We start from the raw sequence: 24,927 nt of genomic DNA, 5'->3' as shown, positions 1-24,927 counted from the left end.
AGCCACGCACCACGGGGTAAGAGCTGAACGCATCTAAGCTCGAAACCCACCTGGAAAAGAGGAGCCACTGAGGCCACTCGTAGAAGACGAGATCGATAGACTCGGGGTGTACGCGCCAAGGCAACGAGGCGTTGAGCCCGCGAGCACTAATCGGCCAAGCCACACATTCATACATATCGCATTGGATCCGTGACGCGAGAACGGGTCCGGACGCAAACTGGACTACACGTACGACACGGTCATCGGAGACCACTGATACTGGTGTCAGATAGTCACGGTTCGATTCCGTGGATCAGCGTTTAGGCGGCCATCGCGGCGGGGTTCCTCCCGTACCCATCCCGAACACGGAAGATAAGCCCNCCCTCTGGGAGAGCCGATTCGCCGCCCTCATTCATACTTCAATTCATACTCACGCTCCGCAGAGCACCTGCTCTGTGGGGCGTTTTGCATAATTTCAACCGTTCAGCAACAGCTCTCTCGGGTTTATACTATCGAAACAACTGTTATGATATCTCCCTGCGAGACCTCCTCCGTCTCCAGTTAATCGCTGTCAATGTCAGTTCGCAGTTCCAAACTGACTCGAGTACCTTGCTCCTGTTCCTGTTCCTGTTCGCCGCAGTGATCGATCGTGAGAGTACCGCCGAGTCTGGTAATTCCCCATTTCATGATCCATAAGCCGAGGCCACTGCTATGAGTGGTCGTCGAGATGGTTTCCTCGAGTACTGCCGTTCGGTCACGGGTGGGGATTCCGGGGCCGTTGTCGGTGATAAGCAGTTCGAGACGTGCCCCTTCGGTGGGTGCCGTTGTCACGTGTACTTCTGGCGGGTCAGTCTCGGTGTGTTCGATGCCGTTTTCGAGGGCATGCTTGCAGACGAGTGTGAGAAGTTGTCTGTCGGCAGCGACGGTTGCGGATGGTGGCACGTCGAGACGGAGAATCGCCTCTGGATAGGTTGCCCGTAGGTCGGTGACAACAGCCGTGAGTACGCTCTGGAGCGAGATGGATTGCATGTCAAGTGGTTGGGAGAGGAGTCGGTTGACGGCTCCTGCATCGTGTGCGAGGTCGGTGAGTTCGGTTGATTGCTGTTGGATCTGTTCGGCAACTGCTCGTTCCGGTTCCTCGAGCGATGCCACCAGTTCTGTGGCATAGCCGTGGATAATCTGCATATCGTTGCGCAGATTGTGGCGGAGGATGCGATTGAGGACGTCTAGATGTTGCTCTGTTCGTTTTTGCTCCGTGATTTCAGAGGAGACACCACAGGTCGCATAGAGGGTTCCGTCGTCGTCGAACAGAGGAGTGATTCTGGTGAGATACGTTCGATAGCCCGCGCTAGTGAGGCGTTTTTCTTCGAACGTCTGTGAGGATCCTTGTTCGAGTACATGCTGATCGTGGACACGGATTTCTGCTGCAACGTCGTCGGGGAACAGCGCTTCTGGCGGTTTGCCGGCGATGGGTTCGGTAGGGTCGATTCCGTATCGGGTTCGGTACTCCTGGTTGAGGAGGACGAACTGGCTGTCGGTATCTCGAATCCAGATCGCTGCTTCGATACTGTCGAGGAGTCCGTGTAGTTGTGCTGTCGTCTCCTCGAGTTCGAGTTGGCGCTCTTTTTTGGCTGTGATATTTTCGAATATAATCGTGAGCCCGTTTCCTGTCGGATATATGTATTCGGCGTACCAGCGATCGAGGGGCTCGTAGTACTCTTCGATTCGTTTTGAGCCGCCGTTGGCCATCACGTCACGGTAGTGGTCGTAAAACGTTGTTTCGACGACTTCTGGTACGAGGTCCTGTAGCCGCTGGCCGATCAGTTCGGACGATGGCCGCTGGAAAAACTCCTGTGCGCCGTCGTTTGCGTACGTGACTGCCCACGTCTCATCGAGAACGATGATCCCATCGGAGATTCGTTCGAGTAACACAGCCGGATTCTGGTCTAGCTGGTGGCGCAGCTGTCGGTGCTCATACGCTGTCGTCGCTTCTGCGATTTGCTCGACGAGTTGGTGGCCGGCAGTGGCACTCGATTGTGGGACGTATCCAGTGACATCAGCGGCGATTGCCTCACTTGCGAGTGCTTCGCTCCCATCGTCCGGAAATAGGATCACTGGGAGTGCTGGATGGTCGTCTCGTATTGTCGTGAGCAACTCGAGTGCGTCCAGAGTTGGTGGGTTGTGATTGGTAACAACACAGTCGACTGATGTCGTTTCGAGACGGGCGAGTGCGTCAGAGGGGTTCGATTCCCGCTGGACGGTAAGAAAGACGTCCGCAACGGTATGAACGGTGGGATACGACGTCAGCGGGCGGCCAGCCCCGACCTGCAACACGGTTGCAGTTTCGGCGAGATCATGGAGTGCAGAGGGGATGCTAGTCATTGCTTACTAGGTGAATAGCCCGAGTTTGCGAGGTGGATACTACCACTGTGTTTAGACGAATCTATTATATATTATACGGCCAATATGTATCATTTGTTATCGAAAATAGACCGGCAGAGAGCCGGATTGTTGTCAGAAAGAATATTTTGTTAGATTGTTGTAGTTATGTCGATTGCGGCAGTATAACTTATACCACGGCCAAATGTTGCCGCTATACGTTCCCGGATCGTCAAATCGGTCATGAGATTTATAACCCAGTACTGCCATTCACTTGCCAGGCGCATGACCAATGACGGAACGAAATGGCTCTCCGCCGGGTGAGGTGTCTGAGGTGCTCGTCGTCGACGACGAGCCACGACTTGCGGATCTCTTCGAAGGCTGGTTGGCGTCGAAGTGGTCTGTTAGCACTGCCTATAGCGGGGAAGAGGCACTCGAGAAGGTCAGTGAATCGGTCGATCTCGTCCTGCTGGACCGGCGAATGCCGGAGCAGTCGGGCGATGATGTGCTTGCGACGATCCGATCACAGGGGTACGATACCCGAGTAATGATGGTGACGGCTGTCGATCCCGATTTCGATATCATCGAGATGGGGTTCGACGACTACCTTGTCAAGCCGGTCTCTAAGGATGAACTCCTCGCCAGCGTCGAGGATGTCCTCGAGCGGGCTGCCTACGAGTCGTCTGTCCGTGAGTACTACTCGCTCGTCTCGAAGCGGGCGCTCCTCGAAAAGGAAAAGGCTGAGCACGAACTCAACGAAAATGCGGCGTATCAGGAGTTGATCGCGCGAATCGACGACGTTGCCGCAGAAACCGACCGAACGATCTCGCGCCTCGAGAGCCACACGGACTTTGCGGATGTCTTTCGCGATCTCGACGCCGGTTCAGATGGTGTTGGGTCTCGGCCACCTGGGTCGGATTGACGCTGATCTCGTCCTCAACAGTAGTTGGGAGTACGATTTCTTTATTTAGTGTGAGACGTGAAACTCACGGTCGGTGCAAATCGCTGGGATAGACGTTTCATCGGATCAACGAGCACTGTATAGTACTGACTTACTGGCGTTCCTTTGGCGTAGCGTTGGGTTTCCCGCTGAACTCTCGCCGCTTCGCGTTCTGTTCTGAGTGGCAGTTACTGACTCCGGCGCGGACAACCCCGTTCTTCTCACTAGAACGGTGGCCTGTCGGCACTCAGATTTGTTCCCAGGCGTCATCGTCGTCTGGGTCCGGAAGATCCGATTTCGAGAGTGGTGCGGAGTCACGCTCGCTATCAGACGCTGGTGTCCCTGCTGTGTCGGTCTCCGCTTGGCTGCGTTGCTCATCACTCCCCTGTCCACGCACACTGTCCGGTGCTTCCTCGTGTCCGTGCGACGTTGCAGACTCATCGCCCGGAATTCCGGGTGAGCCATGACCGGACTGTGCGTGTGCTTGCTGGTGGTCCACTGCCCCTGAGCCAGCCGTCTCGTCGTCGTGGTTGATCTCGACTGTTGGCCATGCCGTTTCACCCCAGCCACCGCGATCGCTGTAGTAGTAGACGACATCGTCGTTGACGACCGCAAACAGATCGCGCTGTGTATCGTGAACCACGCGTTCGTTCGTGTCGATTGCGACGTCGACGACGTCTTCGAGCGTATCGAGTTCGAGGTGGTGTTCACCGATCCACATCGGTATCGATCCCGTCGAGATCCACTCGTCGTAGCGTCGTTCGTGAATCCGTTTGCGAGCGTCTGAGACGTCCACGCCTGAGCGCGACGCCACGAGTGCAGCCCCACCCAGCGAGAGTGCGGCAAGGAGTGCACCCACACCAACAGCCACTGTATTCGGTGACTCCTGTACCTCGACTGGTGCCGTCTCGGGCGTCGTCTCCGTGATTTCGTGGGTCCCATCGAGCCAGTATGCACTCCCGGTGAGTGCCAGTGGCACCGCATCGTCGTCTGTCCCGCTGTTCGATCCCGTCTCGTACACCGTCTCCGCACTGATCGAGACCGACACGTCACCGACACCGTCGAGTGTCTCTTCCAACTCGAGTGTTCGCTCGCGAATCTCCCGGACGTCGACGGTCGTCGCCGTGCGTACCTGTCCATCGTCAGTGGCTGTGGTCTCGTTGTGCAGTACCTCGCGGTCGCTCCAGAACACCTCCCCGTCCCGCTCGGCCTCGTAGACCAGTGCCAGTTCGTGTGTCACGGTTACTTCATCGAGTGGCGCACCGGAATCGGTAGCCGTCGTCGCTGCCGTAATCGTCAACTCGGGCGTATCGTTGTACGTGTAGACCGGACTCGACTCGAGTGTCGTTCCACGTTCCCAGAGGCCATCCTGCACGACGGTGGCGTTGGTCGTGACATCGGTTTCGATGCGTTCCTCACCGACTTCCTGTGTTACTGTGGTCGTCGACGGCGTTGCGATTACCCACCCTGTGAGCACGAGAAGGGCGATACCGACGACGAGAAGCGCCACTACGAGTCGCTGTCCGTGTCTGGCAGCAATGAGGTCGAACCGTGGATTGTCGATCATCGTAGCGTCCCCCTTTTTTGTCGCCTTTTCGCCGACAACTGCGTCCCGTTGGTCCCTCGTGCCAGGGACTCCTGTCACGCACACAGTGACGTGAAATTCGTATGCATATCTACAAGTCGACACTCATAATGATACTGGTTCAATACAGCGATAGATGACGGTCACTACCGGAATTTCCGTCGAAGGCGTGTGAGCATAGAGACGTTCGCGCCTGGATTTCGGAGTCGCAGATCTGTCGTCCCAAAGAGGGCGACCATGATGGTAACGGTCACAGCAACGATCATGCCGTTGACCGCCGCGATCGCGACGAGCGGGTGGAGGCTATGCAGCCAGACCAGCAGTGTCGGCGGTAATACCAACAGATACCGGTTTTCTTCCACGTGGCGGGTATACTCGCCAGTTTCGTCCGGGGCAACCGCAGTGAACGTTGCTGTTTCGGAACTCCGCGGCGAGACCGTTTGCCTCTCTGGGGTTGCAGACACTGTCTCGTGGCTTGCATCCCGTGTGACAACGACCGGGAGATAGCCCGAATTTTCGGTTTCGTGTTCGATCTCGACGGACTCTCCGGGTGCAACGACCTGTGGGTTGTCACCGGGCGTCGTTGCACTTCCGACACCGAACGCAATCGTCCCCGAGGGGATCACCATCGACGCCGTTGCGAACGTGACGAAGACGAGCAAGACCAGTCCGATCGTCGTCCAGATACCGAGCATGTTCGGACGGCTTCGCGACCGCCGCGTGTCTCGTTTCCCTGGCCCAACTGTCTCGAGTAGGACGCCAAACCCGAGGAGTGCAGTTCCGACACCGACGAGCAGCGCACCGGCGTTGTCGGCGTCGAACGCGGCTGTGACGCCGACCGTCGCTGTGACGGTTCCGACTGCGGTTTCGACGATCGACTGCACCCCCATGATGATCGAGCCGAGATACGGAATCGTAACGACATCACCGTTGATCTGCAGCGCGTGGGCGACGATCTGCCCGTCGCTAACCGGTGGCTCGGTGGCGTCCTGGTCGGTGAACGGGTTCGCATCACCGGCCGTAACGTAGCCGTCATCGGTTTCCTCGAGCACGCGATGCGTGGTGAGTTCTCCCCCGTGAAGTTCGACTGCATCGAAGACAACGACATCGCCCTCCGCTGGCGGACCGGAGACGGCGCTTGGGACGGCGATGAAGCCGTCACCTGCGTTCATCGTTGGCTCCATGCTTCCGGTTGCGACGTAGCCAAGCAGGATCGGCTGGCCGAGCAGTTGGCCGAGCAACAACGAAACGACAACGAGCGCCAGCACGAAGCCGAGTGCTCGTTGCAGCAGTGCTCGCATTGGTCAGTGGTCGTGAGTTGGTCGTGACCAGCTGTCGTTCTGCCAGGTGTTCGTGGTCGTGGTCGTGGCCGTGACCGTGACTGTGGTCCTGGCCGTGACCATCGCCGTCCCCGTCATCGTGACCACCTGCAGATGCAGCAGGTTCTGAGTGCTCTCCTGGTCATCGAGATCATCTGCTCGTCCTGCTCACCGACCGTTGTGTGCTCAATACTGTTCATCGATGCGACCGAATCGACGTAATCTTTCCGGCACCACCGTACCAGACGAGAAACAGCGTCAGCGCCGTTGGTGGGACTGCTGCAACGACTGTTGGTGCGGCGAATTCCGTCGCAGACAGCGGTGTGAGTACACCGTTGATGCCCTCACCAACCGTCACCGTTCCTACTGACTCGCCTGCAACTGCCAGTTCGTACGTTCCGCGTTCGTCCATGCTGAACGTGAGTTCTACCGTCGTCTGCTCTCCCGGGGCGAGTGAGACGGCCCGGTCGTCTACGACAAGTCCGCCGACCGCGAGCCCGGGCGTGAACGTCCCCGTCTCGGTCCCGGTGTTTGAAACCGTCGCACGGACAGTCGTTTCTTCGCCGAGGTCGATTGCGTCCGACTCGAGTACCGTTTCGACGACGGTCAGTTCGGGTGTGGAATCGTTGTCTTTGCCGACGGTCACCGTCTGGCTGTACAGCAGCTCGTCCTCGTCACCGACGCCGATCTCGAGTGGCCCTGATGCGTGGGGGTACCACTCGAACTGAACGGTGGCTGTCTCTCCGGGAGCAGCGGTCACAGAGCTGGTTTCGACGATCGTTCCGTTGATGTGCAGTGTCGATTGCTTGCTTCCAGTGGCAGCTCCCACATTTTCGTACACCGCGGTCACGAGAAGCGGTGTGCCCGGTTGGAGCTTCGTCTCTGTCCCTGTCGCTCCCGCTGTGCCGTCATCCGAAACCGTCACATCCGTTAGTGTGAGGTCGGCTCCCGATCGTGGCTCCGTCTCGTCGTCGGCCGTTTCGACAGCGATCGTAAACGCCTCCGCATCGTACTCGTCTGCAGGGCCCGACGTATCGGCAAGCACGCCGACGGACACCGACTCGCCCGACTCAAGTACCACCGGATTCGACGTCGTAATCGGTGTCCGGGTGGCACTCTCGTAGAACGTCAGCGCGTCGCTCTCGAGGACGACTTCCTCGATGGTGTCATCGTGTGCGGTGATTGCAAACAGCTCGTCGACCATCGTCACCGCCTCGTCGTTGAGCTGTGTGAGGTCCAACTCGAGTTCGCCTGTCTCGGCACCGTCGGTGTCGTCGATGATCGCGTAGGGACTCGTGGACTCGAGTGAGAGTGAGCCATCAGCGAGGGACTCAGTTTGAGACTCTGCTGCTGGTTCGCCTGCCACCGTGACGGCCACCGTCGGCACTGTGATGCAGAGTGCGAGTAGACAGACGAGGAGGAGTTTGCCGTTCATCTCCGGTTCGTGTTGGGTTGTGGCCGATTTTCGGTTGGTGTGCCGTACTAGACGGCAGGTAGGACCAACCTCGATTGGTTCCTTCGCTACTACATTCGAACAAATCGTTAGATACGTCGTTGCCCGCTATCCCGAGGTTAGATCCGACGGATTATGAGTCGTCCTCTGCAGTCGTCGCTACAATCGTTATGGAGTCTGGAATATCGTCTTCTCCGGTATCTCCGGTCAGATCGAATTCGACAGCCAGCGTGGCTTGGTGCTCGTCCTCGTCGTCCTCGTCGTCCGTCCCGAGGTCGATCTCGGAATCAGACGAGTCGTGAGTGAACGACATTGCTTTGTCCACATCTCCAATGAGATTCTCTTCACCTTCGTCTTCAATCGTGACCGTTACCGGCTCCGTTCCGTTGTTTGTAATCTCCAATGCGTCTTCGAACGTCGTGGTCGCGTCAGCGTTGAGGTTATCGAGATCGAATTTGATGACATCCTCGTCCTCTTCTCCGTCACCGCTGAGCGTGTCACTTAGAATCTCGAGCCCCAACAGCGCACCACCGTCTCCCGTGGTTTCGACCTCAACGGACCGGTCCGCTTCGACCGTGTCAAACGCCCCCGTTCCAAGTGCTGCGCCGCCGCCTGCAACAATCGTACCCAGTCCAATCAGCGTGGTTCGTCGATTAACTTTCATGGTGTGTCCCTTTCCTGCGCGATCGACTCCGCAATCGACCGTCGTCGCGCAGTTCGTATCTCATACTCTATGACTCCACCTACTTTGTATTCAGCAGCCAGAACTTCTTCTGCCCGGGCAATACCGTCGTTCAAGCACACTCAGAACCCCATTCTGAAGTCCCCCCACTCCCATCAAATGGTAATATTCGGTAAAGGTTATGTGTCGCCGCTCACAAGATATAGGCAACCTGTCCGTTCTTATGCCTCCACAATCCGGATCCACTGTTGAACACGTCTCCGACTCGAGTACGGAGCAGACTCACTCGAGTCAGTCGACAGCAACTGGCTCTGGACAGGCGACTGACATCGACACCGGACACCGACCAGACGAGTCTGGTGAATCGGCATCGACATCGGTACCGGCATCGGCGTCGGCATCGACAAACAACCAGCAGACAAGCACTGCAGACACTTCTGTCCAGGGGGACGCAGCGACGCACGACCAGTCACTCGATCAGGGCACGATCTTCGACCTGCTGAGTAATCACCGGCGTCGCTACGTGATCCACTACTGCAAGCAGGAGGATCGCCCGGTCGAACTCGGCGAACTCGCAGAGCAGGTTGCTGCCTGGGAACTGGATACGGAGATCGAGGCGCTCACCTCGGCAGAGCGAAAGCGAATCTACACCTCGCTTCAGCAGACACACTTGCCAACGCTTGAACGAGCCGGGATGGTGCGATTCGACGACCGAACGATCGAACTCACGGAGGAGGCCAGCACGCTCGAGATTTACCTCGATATCGTTCCTGGCGATTCGGTTCCGTGGGGGCTGTACTACAGTGGCCTCTCGGGCATCGCGACGGTTGTGATGGCCGGCCTCTGGCTTGACTTGCTCCCGACGGAAACCGTGTCAGTACTCGGCTGGTCGACGCTCGTGGTCGCGCTGTTCGTCGGCTCTGCTGTCGTTCACGTCGCACAGAATCGCCGGATGCGTCTCGGCGATGTCGAACACCCGCCGTAAACGGGAGACAACTCATGCGCACGATCACACTATTTGGTGTCGCCCTCGTTCTCATCGGGACGGTGTTGCTCGCCGGTCCGGCGTTCGGATTCGCCACGATCAGCGCAGACCGCGGTGTGATGGTCCAGACGGCCGGCGACGACGAGGGACTGCTCGAAATTACGGACACCTCTGATGGTGCGACAGTCTCTCCCGAGAACGAGCCAACTCTCTTCGAGGTAATGGATACAACCGGACAGATCAGCGATATCACTGTCGATTCGGTGTCGATTGCGGGCACCGAGACGGCCGATCTCGACGTAATTGTCGAGCAGGATGATGGGACGTATACTGTTAGCGTCGCCTGTGACGAGTCCGATAGAGAGACAGCCGCTACTATCTCAGTAACACTCGAGGCCAGTGGTGACGTTCACGTCGTTGCGGACCGGACGACGGAGAACACTGTTTCAATCGAGTGTGGCGCTGAAGAGGAGTCCTACGACGACGAATTTGACGGGGGGAACGATGATATCGATATCGAAGACGACGGTACGTTCGAGGAAGATGTAGATCTCGATGGAAATGGAGGTATCGCTGCAGGTGGCGATCTGACGTTCGAAGATGATGTCGAACTCGATGGTACTTCGCAGATCAGTACCAACGGTACCATCACTTTTGAAGGGAGCGTTAGTCTTGATGGCAATAGTGTGGTGTATGCTGAGGAAGACATAATCTGCACCGAACCGCCTGAGATATCTGGTAACGCGGATATCACTGCTGAAGGCGAGACTATTGGATGTGAGCTATAACCTGCTTTGTGAGGTTGTGAAGTTGGTATTCAATCGCCTCATTCTCTGGCCGCTTTCCCTGTAGTTTTTGGTTCAAGCCGTTCCTGATCCTATTCTGATCACCATTCCCCCCCGTATTTCGGTTATAATGGCTTTCACTCTAACCAATACAAAGTGGGTTGCAGTAGTCGTCTTCTGTAACTCCCGTACTGTCACAGACACAGTTGTGCCGGTGCGGTTACGGTGAGTAAACGCATGAAACTACAGCGACGTACTATACTGGTGGGTGTCGGAGCGATTATTGCTGGCGGTGGCGCTGCACTCGGCACAGGAGCCTTCAGCTCCGTCGAAGCGTCACGGCAGGTGAGCATCGAGACAACAGGCGATTCGAGCGCATTGCTTGCGATCGAGATTCGTGACGACTATGCGACCGACAGCGATACCGCGGAAATCGCGCTTACCGACGAGGCACTCGAGTCCGATGGGTTGAACCTCGATGCGGAGACGACGTTCGAGGGGATGACTGCACTCAGTAACCAGGGTTCGGAGACGGTCCAACTCGGTGGCGTGTCACAGGAGTTGGGGGACGAGATCGAACTTTGGTTTGAGCCACAGACTGAGCCGCAAGCGTCACTGGGCGACGATCATTTCGAAGGGACCGTCACAGATTCGAATATCGCTGACGGAGAGTTCGCAGATCCACACTATCGGCACCCGGCGAGACGACGGTCTACGACCTCATCGTTACGACCGAGGAGACGCCGTCGTCGCTCAGCGAGGAGTAACGCTCAGTGCGATGTCGTTCGACTAGCAAGTAACGTTCTTCTCTTCGAAGAGAAACCGCGTTAGCTCTCCAATCCCGTCGCGTTCAAATACAACTATAGCGAACGGTAAATACCGTCAACGTCCGCTGAGGACGCTGTGTCTGACAATTCGAAGGTCTTCACAAAGATTATATTTGCGTCCCACAACGGTACGACTGACTTTCGCACAACTGCATTGCGATCGGTGACGACAGTCGAAATCATCGGAGGTACGCATCATTATGTATGATTTCGCGGACGTCCAGACGGACGCGACAATCGCTCCCGGGACAAACATCCTCGTGACTGGACCACCACTCACCGGGAAGCGACGACTCGCGCTTGACGTTCTCGCACAGGGGGCCGACCGAGGGGATGGATCGATCATCGTAACGACAAAAGACAATGCCGACACCATGCGGTCCGGATTTCGCGATCGAATACAGACATCGGACCCGCCGGTCGGCATTGTTGACTGCGTTTCGAACCAACAACGGGCTAGCGTGCCTGAAGACGACTCACAGGTCTCTTACGTTTCCTCTCCCGTCGATATGACCGGCATCGGGATTACGGTTTCAGAGTACCTTCAGGAGTTCTACCAGGAACGCGGGCTTACCGAGAACCGGGTCATGTTACACTCAATCTCGACGCTGTTGATGTACTCGGATCTCGAGACCGTGTTTCGGTTCTTGCACGTCTTCACTGGTCGGATTCAGAGCGCTGATGGACTTGGCATCTATCTCATTGATACCGCGGCACACGACGAACAGACAGTCAACACGCTCAAACAACTGTTCGATGGGGTCGTCGAAGTCACCGCAGAAGACGACACCGAGACGGCCGTCACGACGACCGGGCTCGCACTGTAGGCCGTCCAGTCGACGCCGCTTCGGTTGTTCTCATCCATCGCCCGTGGTCGACGCGACACTCGAGACCCTGTTGCTGACGATTGCGGCGGCAGATATCGAAATCACGGTCGAGTAACTACCACGGTCTCCGGCGACGACACCCCACCTTCGCCAGGTGTTTCAGAATGCTATCGCGAACGTACTCGAGTACGCTGGTAGTGAGCCACCGACCATTGCGACCGGGGCCGATCGACCGGCGATATCGTGTGGTTGTCAGCGATTTCATAGTAGGGTGGAACATGATGGGACCGGTAGTGGACTCGCACTCTGCCGACGAATTAGCGAGTGATACGATGGCGAACTCTGGGTGGGATGTAATTCTGGCGATGGATCGAGGTTTTGGGCTGTGGTAGAAGATTACTGAAGAGCGGGGAGTGTCGGTGCTCGGTACGAGGTGCGGAGAACGCCGGTTGTTGGAGGGGGTGTCAACGAGTGGGACTCTCAGCAATCGACTCGAGTGCCCGGTCGAACGCAGTCACAATCTGGTCGAGATCCGAGTCGGTCATCGGCGTCGAGAGGTTCCCCATTCCGCGCGGTGCGATGAAGACGCCTTCGCGGCGTAGTTCGTGGAAGAGCTGTTCTGCCGCTGGGTCGCCAGCCGCCGACGACGCGAGGTCCCGGACCGGTCCGTCGGTGAAGTGGATCTGAAACAGCGATCCTTCGCCGGTGATCGTGATCGGCTGGTCGGCGTCGTCGCCGATCTCCTGGAGCCGCGTGCGAAGGTCGGCTCCCTGCTGGTTCAGCGTCTCGATGGCGTCCGCGTCCAGCTCTCGAAGGGTTGCGACGCCGCCGGCCATCGTCGCTGGATTTGCGTTGAACGTCCCGGAGTGATCGACAGAGCCAGTTTCGGGGTGGAACTGTGCCATCAGGTCGGCGCGGCCGCCGACGGCACCGACCGGGAGCCCGCCGCCGATCAGTTTCCCGAACGCGGTCAGATCCGGCTCGATCACGCGGCGCTGCTGTGCGCCGCCGGGCGCGAGTCGGAACGACATCATCTCGTCGAAGATGAGTGGCGTGTCAGTTTCGGCAGTGAGATCCCGTGCCGTGTGCAGGAACTCGTCAGTCGCCGGAATCATGCCGCCGACGCCGAGGATCGGTTCGAGGATGAGACATGCGAGGTCGTCCCCGACGGCTTCGAACGTCGCTTTCAGTTGGTCAGTGTCGTTGTACGAGACCGTCTGCACTCGTTGTTCGGCGGTCCGTGGAATCCCTGTGTGTTCTCGTCCCTCGTCTGCGACGCCGACTTCGACGACATCGTGTGTTCCGTGGTAGCCACCGGTGATCTTACAGACGCGTTCGTTTTGGGTCCAGGCCATCGCAGCGCGAATCGCGTTCATCGTCGCTTCGGTGCCCGAATTACAGAATCGGACCTGCTCGACTGACGGGACGCGGCCGACGAGCAGTTCCGCGAGTTCGACCGCTGGCTCCGTCGGTGCTGCAACGCCGTTCCCCGCCCGGAATCGGGTGCAGACGTCGTCAACGACCGGCTCTGGCGTGTGACCGAGCACGCTCTGGGTGTAGTTGTTGAGCACGTCGAGGAGCGTTTCTCCGTCGACCGTCTCGAGTTGCGCGCCGTGTGCCGATTCGACGTACGACGGATACGGCCGGACGTAGGTCACCGAGCGCGTATCGCCGCCCGGCATCACGTCTCGCGCTCGCTCGGCGAGCTCCCGGGACCGCGGCGTCGACTCGACGTACGACTGTTCGAGTTCGTCGGACAGCGCCGTTTCCTCAGCAGGTGTCGTCATCTTAGGCGTCCGGCCAGCGCTCGATGTAGATCGCTTTGTCCGTGTAGAACTGGATCATGTCCTCGCCCTGGGCGTGTAGGTCGCCGAAGAACGAGTCCTTCCAGCCGCCGAAGTGGAAGAAGGCCATCGGAGCCGACGTGCCGACGTTGACGCCGATGTTCCCGATTTCGGCCTGGTGGCGGAACTTCTGGGCGTCAGCGCCGCTGCCGGTGAACAGGCTCGCGGCGTTTCCGAACTGGCTCGCGTTCATGCGTTCGATTGCGGCGTCGACCGACTCGACGGCGTCGAGTGCGAGTACCGGACCGAAAATTTCCTCCTGGGAGATGACCATGTCTTCGGTTACGTCCCCGAAGACGGTCGGGCCGACGAAGTTCCCCTCGTCGTAGCCGTCGACGCTGGCGTCTCGGCCGTCACGCAGCATCGTTGCGCCCTCTTCGATACCGGTCTGGATGTAGTTACGAACTGTCGTCTCGTGTTCCTCGCTGATGAGCGAGCCGATATCCGTTCCGTCATCCAGTCCGTAGCCGACCGTCTGAGCTTCGGCTTCCGCGACGACGAGGTCGGCGAACTCGTCGTACACCGACTCTTCGACGAGGACGACGTCGTTTGCAAGACAGCGCTCGCCGGCACAGGCGCAGGCCGAGGAAACCGTCTTCTCGGCGGCGAACTCGAGATCAGCCGTTTCCGTCACGACGATGTGGTTCTTCGCGCCACCCTGGGCCTGGACGCGCTTGCCGTTCGCGGCTGCCCGCTCGTAGACGAGCTTTGCGATCGGGGTGGAACCGACGAACGAGATGCCCTCGATTCCGTCGTGGTCGATCAGGGCGTTGACGGTGTCCTTGCCGCCGTTGACGAGCTGGACGACGCCGTCCGGGAAGCCGGCCTCGTCGATGAGTTCGAAGAGTTTCTGGGTGACGAGCGGGTCCTGCTCGCTCGGCTTGAGAATGAAACTGTTTCCGGTCGCGACCGCGTAGGGGAGGAACCAGAGCGGGATCATGCCGGGGAAGTTAAACGGCGTAATCGCGGCGAACGTCCCGAGTGGCTTTCTGACTGCACTCTCGTCGATTTCCGGGGCGGCGTTCAGCAGCGTGCCGCTCTGCATCATCGACGGAATGCCGCAGGCGACCTCGACGTTCTCGATGCCGCGGCGGAGTTCGCCGCGCGCTTCTGCTCGCGTTTTCCCGTGATCCTGCACGAGGATCTCCGCGAGCTCCTCGAGGTTCTCCTCGAGCAGGGACTTCAGTTCGAACAGCGGCTGGATTCGCTCCTCGACGGGACGTCCGGACCAGTCTTCGAACGCGTCGTTCGCCGTTCGGACAGCGTCGTCCACGTCGTCCGTCGAACTGAACGGTACCCGGCCCAGTTCCTCACCGGTTGCGGGGTCCGTCGTCACCAGTTCTTCGTCGCTTTCGGGCGTTACCCAGTCGCCGCCGACGTAGTTTCGAACCGTATCCGCCTCTCCTAACGAGTCGAGTTCGACCATAGCGGACATACCGCAAGGGCCGAAATAAATGCTTCGGAGAATGGGGAAATATTTCCAAATAGTGGTTTTCTACTCGAATAGAGTTCTCCAATATGTGTTCTAATCAGGAATTATAACTCGAATTTTTCTCAGACGGGAAAGATTAATGCCTGATGCTTTCGTACCTTTGCGAAAGAATGACAGGCGACGATACTGCAACGACTGCAGGCGACGAACGCACCGATGTCGAACGTCTCGACAAGGAGTACGTCTTCGGCACGTGGTCCTATCAGAGCGAAGTCGATCCGACGGAAATCGTCGGCGGCGAGGGCGTCCGTTTCCAGGATGCACACGGTAGCGAGTGGATCGACTTTTCGGGCCAGCTCATGTGCTCGAATCTCGGCCACTCCGCTGACGGCGTTGCGGATGCCATCGCGGAGCAGGCCCGCGAGGGTGCGTACTTCGCGCCCGGATTCGCGACCGAAGCGCGCGCGAAACTCGGCGAGAAACTCGCCGAGGTAACGCCGGGCGACCTCTCGAAGACGTTCTTCTCGACCAGCGGTACCGAGGCCGTCGAAGCCGCGATCAAAATCGCGCGGATGTACACGGGCAAACAGAAGATCATCTCGCGCTATCGCTCCTATCACGGCGCGACCGCCGGCTCGATCAGCGTCACGGGCGATCCGCGGCGACTCGCCGGCGAACCCGGTATCCCCGGAACGATCAAGGCACCCGACCCCTACGCCTACGGCTCGACGCTCGATCCAATGGAGAGCCTCGAGTACATCGACGAGATGCTGATGCTCGAGGGCGACACTGTCGCAGCGATTCTCGTCGAACCGATCGTCGGCTCGAACGGCATTCTCGTCCCGCCGGAGGAGTACCTGCCGCGACTCAAGGAGATCGCCCACGAGCACGATGCACTGCTCATCTGCGACGAAGTGATGGCCGGCTTCGGCCGCACCGGCGAGTGGTTCGGCTGTGACGTCTTCGACGTGCAGCCGGACATCATGACGATGGCCAAAGGGCTCTCCGGCGCATACGCGCCGCTCGGCGCGACGATCGTGACGCCCGAAATCGCGGACCACTTCGAGGACGAACTGTTCTGTCACGGCCACACCTACGCCGGCCACCCGGTCGCCTGCGCGGCCGGACTCGCCGCGGTCGAGACCTACCAGGAGGAGAACCTCATCGAGCACGCAAGCGAGGTCGGCTCCTATCTCGGCGACCGACTTGAGGAGCTCGCCGAAGCGCACCCGAGCGTCGGCGACACTCGCGGCGTCGGTCTCTTCCGTGGCATCGAACTGACCCGCGACCCAGACGAGCGTGTGCCGTTCGGCACCCGCGACGACAAGATTTCGAAGGGCTCCACCGTCGTCGACGAGGTTGCGGCCGCTGCGTCCGACGGTGGCGTCTACGTCGCGAACATGATCAACACGCTGATCATCGCGCCGCCGCTGACGATCACCGAATCGGATATCGACGAAGCGGTCTCGGTCCTCGATGACGCACTCGAGGTGTCTGACGCAGCCATGGACGGGTAACGAGTGTCTGTGGATTATGGGTGGGTATTGTCTCCGGGTCACACCACCCGCCGCAAGTAATGACATTTAACTACAACCTCACCAAAGAGTAGAAAAATGGACGTTGACCTCGACGAAACAGACATCGAGATTTTGAAGCGTCTCGAGAAGTCTGACGACAAGAATCTCGAGGAGCTCTCCGACGAGCTTGGGCTCTCGAAGTCTGCAATTCACTACCGCGTGACGAATTTGAAGCAGAGCGACGTGATCACCACCATCTCCGCAGATGTGGACCCGCATGCGCTGGATCTCAGCATGCTCCTGTTTACGGAGGTGACCGTCTCCCACGAGAGCGGCTACGCCGAAGACGTCGGCGAATCGCTCACCGAGATCGACGGCGTAAACCACGTCTACTACATGATGGGCGATGTCGACTTCATCGTCATTTCACGGGTTCAAAACCACGATCAGATGCACGCGCTGATCGACGATATCGTCGAGATCGACGGCGTCAACGAGACGTCCTCGCGATTCGTAATTCAGGAACTCGAGACTGGCGGTCAGCTCATCGATAATATGTCCGACGAGATGGTCGATCAGGTCGTCGAGTAAGAGCGAGCAGGCGAACGCGCAGTCGTTCGTTACTCACTTTTTCATCCGCTCACCGCTTACCGCTCGTCCGCCACTCAGTCACTCCGTTGCCAACTGCAACGCAGCGTTCGCAAACACCGTTGCCGCCTGACAGCAGTCGTCCCAACTCGTATACTCCGCCGGCGAGTGACTTTTGCCGTCCTCGCTCACCGCGAAGACCATGCCAGTATCACAGACGGACGTCAGATGTGTCGCGTCGTGACCGGCACCGCTCTCGAGTTCGATCGCTCGACAGTCCGCCATCTCATCCGCCGCTGCCGTCACTGCCGACACTGTCCGGTCGGCGAACGAAATACTCGGGGCGCGCATCCGGTCGCTCACTTCGTACTCGACGCCCTCCCGTGTCGCGGCGGCCGCCGCTTCCTGTCGTGCACGCTGTGCCGCTTGTTCAACGACCGCGTCGTCTCCGTCGCGAACGTCCCACGTGACGGTCACCTCGTTCGGGATCACGTTGATCGAGTTCGGTGAGACATCGACCGCGCCGACGGTACCGACTGTCGCCTCGCCGAGCGTTCCCGGCAACCGACGCACGGCGGTAATGAAGTCGGCCGCCGCGACGAGCGCATCCCGTCGGTGGTCCATCGGTGTCGGTCCCGAATGATCTGCCTCTCCAGTGAACGTCACCTCACCCCATGTGAACCCGACGATGCCCGTTACGATGCCAACGTTCGCGCCAGCGCGCTCCAGCCGCGGTCCCTGCTCGATGTGCAACTCGAGATACGAGTCGTAGGGCTCCGTGGGCTCCGCAGGGGATTCGCCCAGATAGCCGATCCGCTCGAGTTCCTCTCGTACCGCGGTCCCTGCCCGGTCGGTTTTCTGGTATTCCGCTTCAAGTGCGTGTGCGCCGGCCCAGACACCGCTTCCCTGCATCGCCGGCTGGAAGCGCGATCCCTCCTCGTTGGTCCAGTTCACGATCTCGATCGGACGTCTCGTCTCGATTCCCTCGTCCTCGAGTGTGCGGAGGAACTCAAGTGCGGTGACGACACCCAGTTGGCCGTCGTAGATACCGCCATTAGGCTGGGAGTCGAGGTGTGAGCCGATGAGGACGGGATTGGCGTCGGGATTGGTTCCCTGCCGGCGACCGAAGATATTACCGAACTCGTCGATTCGGACGGTGAGGTTGAGATCGGTGAGTTGGTCGACGAACCAGTCGCGGATCTCCTTGTCGGCGTCGGTGAGGGCGAGTCGGTGGAGTCCGTCGTCGGGTGTTGCACCGATTGCGGCCTGTTCTTCCATTGTTGCGACGAAGCGGTCCGTGTCGAGTTGGAGTGTCATTGGTGTTCGTTGAGAGTCGTTGTGTTGGGAGTCGCTGCTGTCTACGTCTGAAGCGGGAAAATCCGCGGTTGCATTCCCGCCCGTTTCAGGTCGCCTGATTCGAGCAGGCGGCTAGTCGCTCATCGGACTGGTGTCTGGGGTCGCTTCCTGTCCGAACAGGTAGTGGCCGACGAGCAGGACAATTGTCGCGACGCCAAGGCCGATGAAGACTGCTGGAACCGGCCCAATTCCGCCGGCGATGAGATCTGTCCCGAGGCCCAGAAGTGCACCTGCGGTAACTGCGCCGACCACTGCCCGCCCGTCCAGGTCAGTCCAGTAGATCGCGAGGTAAACTGGGATGAGGAACGCACTCGTGAGCAATACCGCACGCAGGTTGTACAGTTCGATGATCGTTCCCGGTGGATTCACCGCGACGGCGGTCGCCGTCACGCCGAAGACGACCGTCGCAATCCGGGATACTTTCATCAGTCGTTCTTCCCCTGCCTGTGGCTTGAAGTACTGATACAGGTCGCGAGCGGTCGTGATGCCGGTCGCGTGCAGACGAGTGTCTGTCGTCGAGAGGATGGCACTCATCACCGCGAGAATGATGATGACACCGATCTCAGTTGGGACGTAGTCGGTGATCAGGACAGGGAAGGCTGCGTCCGGATCGTCGACGGTGAGTCCAGCGTCGAACAGTGCCACCGTCGTTGCGCCGCCGAGGACGATGAGCAGCGAGTAGAAGACTGACAGGACGACGCCCGCTGCAGCTAGATGAATCTTTGCCGTTCGAATGTCCTTGGTTGCAGCGATTCGAACGATGTTGTTCTGTTCTGTAAAGATCGTCCCAAAGAACGCGATGAGCGAGGCAGCGATTGCGATTGCCGTGTACGTGCCGTCGTACGTCGGGTGGACAAACGCCTCGTCGACGGCAGCGAATTCGGCGCTAATCGCGGAGAAACTGCCGATATCGAACGTCATGTACGCCAGTGTGATCAACACTGCACCGACCATCAACAGGCCCTGTACGAGGTCGGTCCAGGCGACGCTGACGAGTCCACCCAGTACAGTGTACAGGATGAATACGGCACCGATGACCCAGACCATGTACTCGTAGGGAACACCGGTGATCGCCGTAATCAGCAGACTCGCCCCGACGAGTTGCATGATCAGGTACAGCCAGGCGTTTGCGAGGAGGACAGAGCCCGAGATCGGTCGCGCAACTCTGTAGCCGGTTACCTCTGCGACGAGATCTGGCAGTGTTAACACGTCGAGTGCACGTATTTTGCCGACGACGAAGTACAACCCACTGATCCCGACCATAAGGCCGAGAATCGTGTGTGTCATCAGCGAATACCCTTCGACGTAGACGGCACCGATGAAGCCGATGACGCTGACGGAACTGACGAAGTTCGCGATCAGCGACCACGTCGCCAGTGTGGGCCCCATTCCCTGTCCAAACACCCAGAAATCGAGCACGTTCTCCGTTCGTGTATACCCCCAGACACCGATCCCGAGTACGAGCACCAGGTACAGCACGAACGCACCAAGATAGTAGGGATTGACGTCACTCATTCCAGCCTCAATCATCTCCCTCACCTCGTTCTGCGAGCGCGTCTGTCGGTTTTGTTCCGCCCGTTTGTTCCCCCTCTTCGTCTGCGAACGGTTTCCCCAGGAGTACGTGTACGACCGTGTAATGAATTGCACCGAGACTGCCACCGATGACCGTGAGTGCGAACACGATGAACATCGACTCTGGCATGCCAATTATTGTCATGTTACTTCAGGACATACTGTCACGATACACTATTGTAAACGTACCGGTCGTTTTGAAATAGATACTATGAATAAGCGACCTTGGTGCATATATTTCTCAAATCAACCGAAAAGTTGGATGATTTATTTCACACCCCGTTTGCGGGAGAGGCCAACTGTACCCGCACCCGGTCCGTCTTGCGTCGCTCGCTTTCTGTACTATGTCTCTTCAAGGAGTTCACGAGCAGCACCGAGCAGCGCCTCCAACCCATCGACGGCAGCCGGGAGCGACACGTGCTCGTCGTATGTGTGCGCCTGTGTGAGATCACCTGGTCCCCAGGTGATTGCCTCTATTCCGTGATCGTTGACGAAGTTCCGAACGTCGGTCGAGGCACTAATTCCCCAGTCGCTCGTCGACGTACCGGCGACCTTCTTCGAGTGCTTCCTAAACACCGCCGCGAGGTGACTCTCAGTCTCGATCGACGCCGATTCGTACGTCCGCGTCCGTTCCCACGTCGTCTCGATGTCGTGCGCTGCCGATACCGTCTCGAGTACGTCCTCGATTTCGGCGTCGATTTCTTCGATGCTCTCGGCCGGCAGGAAGCGTCGATCGATCGTGATCACCGCCTCTTCGGGCACGACGTTCTCTTTCGTCCCTGCCTCGATCATCGTCACCGTCGAGTATGCCTGCCCGACGAGGTCGTCTTCCCGTTCACGAACGGTTGCATCGTATTCGTCGAGGGCCTCGAGTACTGGCTGAGCGTTGCGGATCGCGTTCGTGCCCTGATCAGGACGACTCGCGTGTGAGGGGTCACCGTTTACGCGGACTTTGTACCAGGCGAGTCCCTTCTCGCTCGTTCCCGTTCGCATCGATGTAGGCTCGAGGACAACGCCGTAGTCCCCGGCGTAACCCCGGTCGAGCAGTGTTTTCGTTCCTGGCTCGGCGGTTTCCTCACCGATCGCTGCGTGGAACACGACGGAGCCGTCGCGCTCACCGGCCTCGATTTCGTCTGCTAGCTGTGCCGTCGCGAGCATCCCGATCGCGACGCCGGTCTTCATGTCGACGCTTCCCCGACCATACAGTGAGTCGTCGACGACGGTCGGCTCGTAGGGGTCTGTCGCCCACTGGCTTCTGTCACCTGCTGGAACGACGTCGATATGCCCGTTGAGAACGAGTGTTGGATCACCGCCACCGACTTTTACGCCGACCTGTGGCCGATCTGCATACGGCTCTTCGACGAGTTCAGCTTCGATCTCCCGATTAGCGAACCAGTCCGCGATATACTCTGCACACACGCGCTCGTTCCCCGGCGGATTCTCCGTTTCAATTGCAACGAGGTCTTCGACGAGCGACTCGACGGCCTCGCGCTGTGGTTGTGACATGAGTTGCCAAATACCATTAACAAATAAAATGTTTTTGGTACTGGTGAACACACTCCGACAATCATCTCGAAATATCGGATTGTGGTTCCTCCTCCGTTCTACTCGAGGATTCTATCCGGAATAGTGGTGGTTTCTGTGCATTACCGCTTCAGCTGATCTGCTACCCCGCCGATTCGGACGTCCCCTCTTGGGGCCACAGTGCCCAGACGAGAATCACCCCAATCAGTCCGATGCCGAGGACGGCGGACTCGAGTAGGGTGAGCTCGACGTTGACCCACGCCAGCACTGTCCGAAGTTCGACGATGAGTGGCGCGATGAACGCGATGACGATGAGCAACGCGCCCTTCGAGATCCGCACTACGAACTCACCCCCGCAATGATCGTGATGGCAGTCTCACCAGCGGCCGTCACCGTCGAGACGGTGGTGACCCACAGGTACTCGAGTCCGAGTCCGATGCTCACGGGGAGTTCGGTGAGTTCGGGGCCGAACAGGCCGCCGCGTTCGATGATCGACAGCAGTGGGAAGCTGTAGGCGAAGATCACGAGAACGATGGCGATCGCCGTCCAGAGTTTCAGGTTGTCGAGGACCAGTGGGGCATCCGATGGTCCCGAGAGCGTGTCGGCGTACTCGTTCGCGGGGAGATCATCGCTGCGGCTGTTCAGGGCGGTTCCGACGACGTTGGCGAAGAACAACACGAGCGAGAGTGTGAGGAGGGCACCGCCGAGTGCGATCTGGGCGTCGAGTTCGCCGACGCTGCCGACGGCGGCTTCGAACTCGAATCCCTCGTACTGGGGTTCGGCGGTTCGGCGTGGGATGCCGAGCAGGCCGCCGCGGTGCATGGCGTTCGACATGAATGTCATGCCGACGAACCAGAGGACGACCTGCCCGAGTGCAACGGATCGGCTCCACAGCGCCTTGCCGGTTACCTGCGGGAGGAACCAGTAGGTGACTGCCATAAACGTCAGCGCGACCGCGGTGCCGACGGTGAGATGGAAGTGGCCGACGACCCAGAAGGTATTGTGCACGAGGTAGTTGATGTTCATTCCGGCGTTGATCATCCCTGAGAAGCCGGCGGCGGCGAACATCAGTCCGGCAAGTGCCATACCGGCGAAGACTGGGTCACGCCATGGAAGAGCCTTCAGCCAGCCGAGATAGCCGGTGCCGCCGCGCTGGCGTGCGCCGTGTTCCATACTGGCGACGACTGTAAATGCCGTGAGTAAACTGGGCAGCAGTAAGAACATCGTGTTCGTCATCGCGATGAATTTGAAGCCTTCGGCGATGCCGGGGTCGAGATACTGGTGGTGGATTCCGGTCGGCACCGAGAGGATCAGGAACAGGACGAACACGACGCGTGCGAGCGGGTCGCTGAACAACTTCCCACCCGAAATCTTCGGCAACAGGACGTACCACATCATGTACGCCGGCATGAGCCAGAAGTAGACGACCGGGTGGCCGAAGAACCAGAACAGGGTTCTGGTGAGCAGTGGGTTTACCGACTCGACGAGGCCGAGCGACCACGGCAACAGGAAGAGCAAGATTGCCGCGGCGACGCCGAGCGTCGCGATGTACCACATCAGCGTCGTCGTCAGCACCATAAACGTCGGCAGCGGAATCCGCTCGTCCGGGTGCTCTTGTTTCCAGGCCCACCACGAACGGAACCAGTCGACGCCGGCGAGCCAGGTTCCGACGACGAACAACACCAGCCCGAAGTAAAACAGCGGGTGGCCCTGCAGTGGTGCGTAGAACGTAAAGAGCACCGACGCACTCATCTCCGAGTCCGTGAAGCCGGCGAAGATCGGAATCGCGGTGAGGACCGTTCCGAGTACCATGAGTCCGTACCAGGCCCAGGTAAAACGGATGTCCTCGACGGGTCGATCCAGACTCGTCGTTGTCGCCCAGGTGAACACCCCCACGAGGAAGAAAATCGTGAACGTGATCGCCAGAAGGACACCGTGTGCGGTGAGGACCGTGTAGTAGTCCGCAGAGTCCATAAACCGGTAGTAGCCGGTTCGGTGCAGCGTCTGGATGATCCCGAACAGCCCGCCGATTGCGAGCGCGAGGAAGGAACTGTAGAACGCTGCGCGAACGACCTTTGCCTCCGCCGGGAACGACTCAATGTAGGTGTTCGTCATTCGTCGTCACCTCCGCTGGCATCGCTTTCGGTCTCGTCTGTGTCGGTTTCGTCTTCGGTGCCGTTCTCGCCACCGTCGGTGTCATCGCCCGCATCTGTGTTCTCGTTGGATTCGTCGTCTGCATCGTCATCTGCATCGCCGTCCTCGAGTTCGTCGACCACGGTCACGGTCCAGCTGTCAGTGTGCTCGTCGACCGTCACCGTCCACTCGTGGTCGCCCTCGCCTAACTGCGCCGAGTCGACGGTGAACGTCGTCTCGTCCGTCTCTCCACCGTCGATCGTCACGTCTTCGCTGACCGTTTCGTTCCCGATCTCGAGCGTGACTGTCGTTTCGATCGGATCGAGGAGGCGGTTCTCGACCGTTGCGGTGACGTCGATATCGTCACCGGTTTCGACTTCGTCGGGTGCCTCAGCGTCGAGTTCCGTTAGATCGAACTCGTCTTCAGGAACGACGTGGACCATCCCCTCCATATTGTGGTGATTGGGGCCGCAGTACTCGTTACAGACGACGCCGTAGTCCTGGGGTTCGTCGAACTCGACGGTCATTTCGGCTACCTCGCCGGGAATAACCATCGTGTTGACGTTGGTTCCGACGAGACTGAAGCTGTGAATGACGTCCCGGCTCGTGACGTAGAACGTCACCTCACTGTCTTCGGGGACCTCAATCGGATCTGGCTGGAAACTAAACATCTGCGCTGTAACGTAGGCTTCGTACTCGTTCTCGCCGACCTGTGCGACACGAGGGTCACTGAATCGCTCGTCGTCCAGTTCGGTCGGCTCGACCGTGTCCTGCTGGTCGCCGACCATCGTGATCCCCAGCCCAACCGAGCCGTACGTGATCGTTGCGATGAACCCGACGATCAACACCATCGCTGCGATCAGCCACAGTTTTTCGTAGGTGTGTATGTTCATGCCAATCGCTCTCCAGTCGCCAGGAATACCAGGGTCCCACTGACGACCGTGGGATCGTTCCCGAGAAACTCGACGAAGTACATGAAGAACCACAGGAACACCAGGATCAGGAAGTAGATCCCGATCAGCGTGAGCGTCCCGATGGGATCGAACTCGTCGTGTCCGATCTCCCGGACGTGCTCCGATGTTTCGTTGCTCGCTTCGTGTTCGGCCGTCTGACTCATACGGCCGGGTTAGGACAGGTGTTACTTAGCGGTAGACGGGGTTTGCCGCTTCGTTGGAATGGGGTGTAGTTATTAAGTATCTC

General features: G+C 58.8%; 22 protein-coding genes and 2 rRNA genes. 9 read left to right on the top strand and 15 right to left on the bottom strand.

The features are described from left to right. Together C483_RS20605 and rrf are read left to right on the top strand one after the other, a co-directional pair. Positions 1-170 (top strand): 23S ribosomal RNA (locus C483_RS20605); the annotation flags it as partial. A gap of 129 nt (positions 171-299) precedes the next feature. Then, positions 300-390, top strand: a 5S ribosomal RNA gene (gene rrf / locus C483_RS09485). Positions 391-540: 150 nt separating this feature from the next. Here the strand turns inward: rrf and C483_RS09480 are convergent. Continuing rightward, positions 541-2,361 carry a PAS domain-containing protein gene (locus C483_RS09480; RefSeq protein ID WP_006653138.1) on the bottom strand — a complete coding sequence of 607 codons (1,821 nt, stop codon included), beginning with the start codon at positions 2,359-2,361 and terminating at the stop codon, positions 541-543. Between the two features lie 289 nt (positions 2,362-2,650). Between C483_RS09480 and C483_RS09475 the strand changes: the two genes are divergently transcribed. Next, complete coding sequence (locus tag C483_RS09475) at positions 2,651-3,280, top strand: response regulator transcription factor (protein ID WP_049912531.1); 630 nt, start codon at positions 2,651-2,653, stop codon at positions 3,278-3,280. Between the two features lie 265 nt (positions 3,281-3,545). On the opposite strand, the gene C483_RS09470 is transcribed toward C483_RS09475, so the two are convergent. From C483_RS09470 to C483_RS09455, 4 genes are all read right to left on the bottom strand, one after another. Next, complete coding sequence (locus C483_RS09470; RefSeq protein WP_006653136.1) at positions 3,546-4,865, bottom strand: DUF5305 domain-containing protein; 1,320 nt, start codon at positions 4,863-4,865, stop codon at positions 3,546-3,548. 164 nt (positions 4,866-5,029) lie between these two features. Beyond that, positions 5,030-6,184, bottom strand: coding sequence for a S26 family signal peptidase (locus C483_RS09465; protein ID WP_006653135.1), 1,155 nt, complete (start codon positions 6,182-6,184; stop codon positions 5,030-5,032). A 214-nt stretch (positions 6,185-6,398) separates the two neighbouring features. Continuing rightward, entirely contained in the window at positions 6,399-7,637 is a 1,239-nt protein-coding gene (locus C483_RS09460; protein WP_006653134.1) for a CARDB domain-containing protein, read from the bottom strand. A 151-nt stretch (positions 7,638-7,788) separates the two neighbouring features. Further along, entirely contained in the window at positions 7,789-8,319 is a 531-nt protein-coding gene (locus C483_RS09455; protein ID WP_006653133.1) for a hypothetical protein, read from the bottom strand. A 505-nt stretch (positions 8,320-8,824) separates the two neighbouring features. Between C483_RS09455 and C483_RS09450 the strand changes: the two genes are divergently transcribed. The 4 genes from C483_RS09450 (at position 8,825) to C483_RS09435 (ending at position 11,761) form a co-directional block, all read left to right on the top strand. After that, positions 8,825-9,322 (top strand): DUF7344 domain-containing protein, encoded by a 498-nt coding sequence (locus C483_RS09450; protein WP_049912535.1) that lies wholly within the window; start codon positions 8,825-8,827, stop codon positions 9,320-9,322. Between the two features lie 14 nt (positions 9,323-9,336). Further along, positions 9,337-10,110, top strand: a complete 774-nt coding sequence (locus tag C483_RS09445; protein ID WP_006653131.1) for a hypothetical protein — start codon at positions 9,337-9,339, stop codon at positions 10,108-10,110. A 234-nt stretch (positions 10,111-10,344) separates the two neighbouring features. Further along, positions 10,345-10,938 (top strand): hypothetical protein, encoded by a 594-nt coding sequence (locus C483_RS09440; RefSeq protein ID WP_152419861.1) that lies wholly within the window; start codon positions 10,345-10,347, stop codon positions 10,936-10,938. 196 nt (positions 10,939-11,134) lie between these two features. Then, positions 11,135-11,761: an RAD55 family ATPase gene (locus C483_RS09435; protein WP_006653129.1), complete on the top strand. Its 627-nt coding sequence runs from the start codon at positions 11,135-11,137 to the stop codon at positions 11,759-11,761. Positions 11,762-12,225: 464 nt separating this feature from the next. On the opposite strand, the gene C483_RS09430 is transcribed toward C483_RS09435, so the two are convergent. Together C483_RS09430 and mmsA are read right to left on the bottom strand one after the other, a co-directional pair. Continuing rightward, positions 12,226-13,548 carry an aspartate aminotransferase family protein gene (locus C483_RS09430; protein WP_006653128.1) on the bottom strand — a complete coding sequence of 441 codons (1,323 nt, stop codon included), beginning with the start codon at positions 13,546-13,548 and terminating at the stop codon, positions 12,226-12,228. A gap of 1 nt (position 13,549) precedes the next feature. Beyond that, positions 13,550-15,031: a CoA-acylating methylmalonate-semialdehyde dehydrogenase gene (mmsA, locus tag C483_RS09425; protein ID WP_006653127.1), complete on the bottom strand. Its 1,482-nt coding sequence runs from the start codon at positions 15,029-15,031 to the stop codon at positions 13,550-13,552. Between the two features lie 176 nt (positions 15,032-15,207). Here mmsA and C483_RS09420 point away from each other — a divergent pair, with 176 nt between their 5' ends. Together C483_RS09420 and C483_RS09415 are read left to right on the top strand one after the other, a co-directional pair. Further along, positions 15,208-16,554, top strand: a complete 1,347-nt coding sequence (locus C483_RS09420; RefSeq protein ID WP_006653126.1) for an aminotransferase family protein — start codon at positions 15,208-15,210, stop codon at positions 16,552-16,554. A gap of 96 nt (positions 16,555-16,650) precedes the next feature. Further along, complete coding sequence (locus tag C483_RS09415) at positions 16,651-17,145, top strand: Lrp/AsnC family transcriptional regulator (protein WP_006653125.1); 495 nt, start codon at positions 16,651-16,653, stop codon at positions 17,143-17,145. Positions 17,146-17,223: 78 nt separating this feature from the next. On the opposite strand, the gene C483_RS09410 is transcribed toward C483_RS09415, so the two are convergent. The 8 genes from C483_RS09410 to C483_RS09375 form a co-directional block, all read right to left on the bottom strand. After that, a complete protein-coding gene (locus C483_RS09410) occupies positions 17,224-18,459 on the bottom strand; it encodes a Zn-dependent hydrolase (RefSeq protein ID WP_006653124.1) in 1,236 nt (411 codons plus the stop codon). 111 nt (positions 18,460-18,570) lie between these two features. Then, the gene (locus tag C483_RS09405; RefSeq protein WP_006653123.1) at positions 18,571-20,028 is read right to left on the bottom strand and encodes a sodium:solute symporter family protein; all 1,458 of its coding nucleotides are present in this window, start codon (positions 20,026-20,028) and stop codon (positions 18,571-18,573) included. After that, a complete protein-coding gene (locus C483_RS09400) occupies positions 20,021-20,215 on the bottom strand; it encodes a hypothetical protein (RefSeq protein ID WP_152419860.1) in 195 nt (64 codons plus the stop codon). Before C483_RS09400 ends, C483_RS09405 begins: the two co-directional genes overlap by 8 nt. A 197-nt stretch (positions 20,216-20,412) precedes the next feature. After that, positions 20,413-21,576: a M20 family metallopeptidase gene (locus C483_RS09395; protein ID WP_006653121.1), complete on the bottom strand. Its 1,164-nt coding sequence runs from the start codon at positions 21,574-21,576 to the stop codon at positions 20,413-20,415. Between the two features lie 160 nt (positions 21,577-21,736). Then, positions 21,737-21,934: a hypothetical protein gene (locus tag C483_RS09390; RefSeq protein WP_006653120.1), complete on the bottom strand. Its 198-nt coding sequence runs from the start codon at positions 21,932-21,934 to the stop codon at positions 21,737-21,739. Beyond that, positions 21,934-23,709: a b(o/a)3-type cytochrome-c oxidase subunit 1 gene (locus C483_RS09385; RefSeq protein WP_006653119.1), complete on the bottom strand. Its 1,776-nt coding sequence runs from the start codon at positions 23,707-23,709 to the stop codon at positions 21,934-21,936. The genes C483_RS09390 and C483_RS09385 overlap by 1 nt, the downstream gene beginning before the upstream one ends. Further along, the gene (locus C483_RS09380) at positions 23,706-24,620 is read right to left on the bottom strand and encodes a cytochrome c oxidase subunit II (protein WP_006653118.1); all 915 of its coding nucleotides are present in this window, start codon (positions 24,618-24,620) and stop codon (positions 23,706-23,708) included. The genes C483_RS09385 and C483_RS09380 overlap by 4 nt, the downstream gene beginning before the upstream one ends. After that, the gene (locus tag C483_RS09375; protein WP_006653117.1) at positions 24,617-24,844 is read right to left on the bottom strand and encodes a hypothetical protein; all 228 of its coding nucleotides are present in this window, start codon (positions 24,842-24,844) and stop codon (positions 24,617-24,619) included. The genes C483_RS09380 and C483_RS09375 overlap by 4 nt, the downstream gene beginning before the upstream one ends. Positions 24,845-24,927: the final 83 nt, after the last annotated feature.

Source organism: Natrialba hulunbeirensis JCM 10989, assembly GCF_000337575.1.
GTDB classification, from domain to species: Archaea; Halobacteriota; Halobacteria; order Halobacteriales; family Natrialbaceae; genus Natrialba; species Natrialba hulunbeirensis.
Note: the sequence above shows the minus strand (reverse complement) of the source record. Positions and strands in the feature narration are given on the sequence as shown.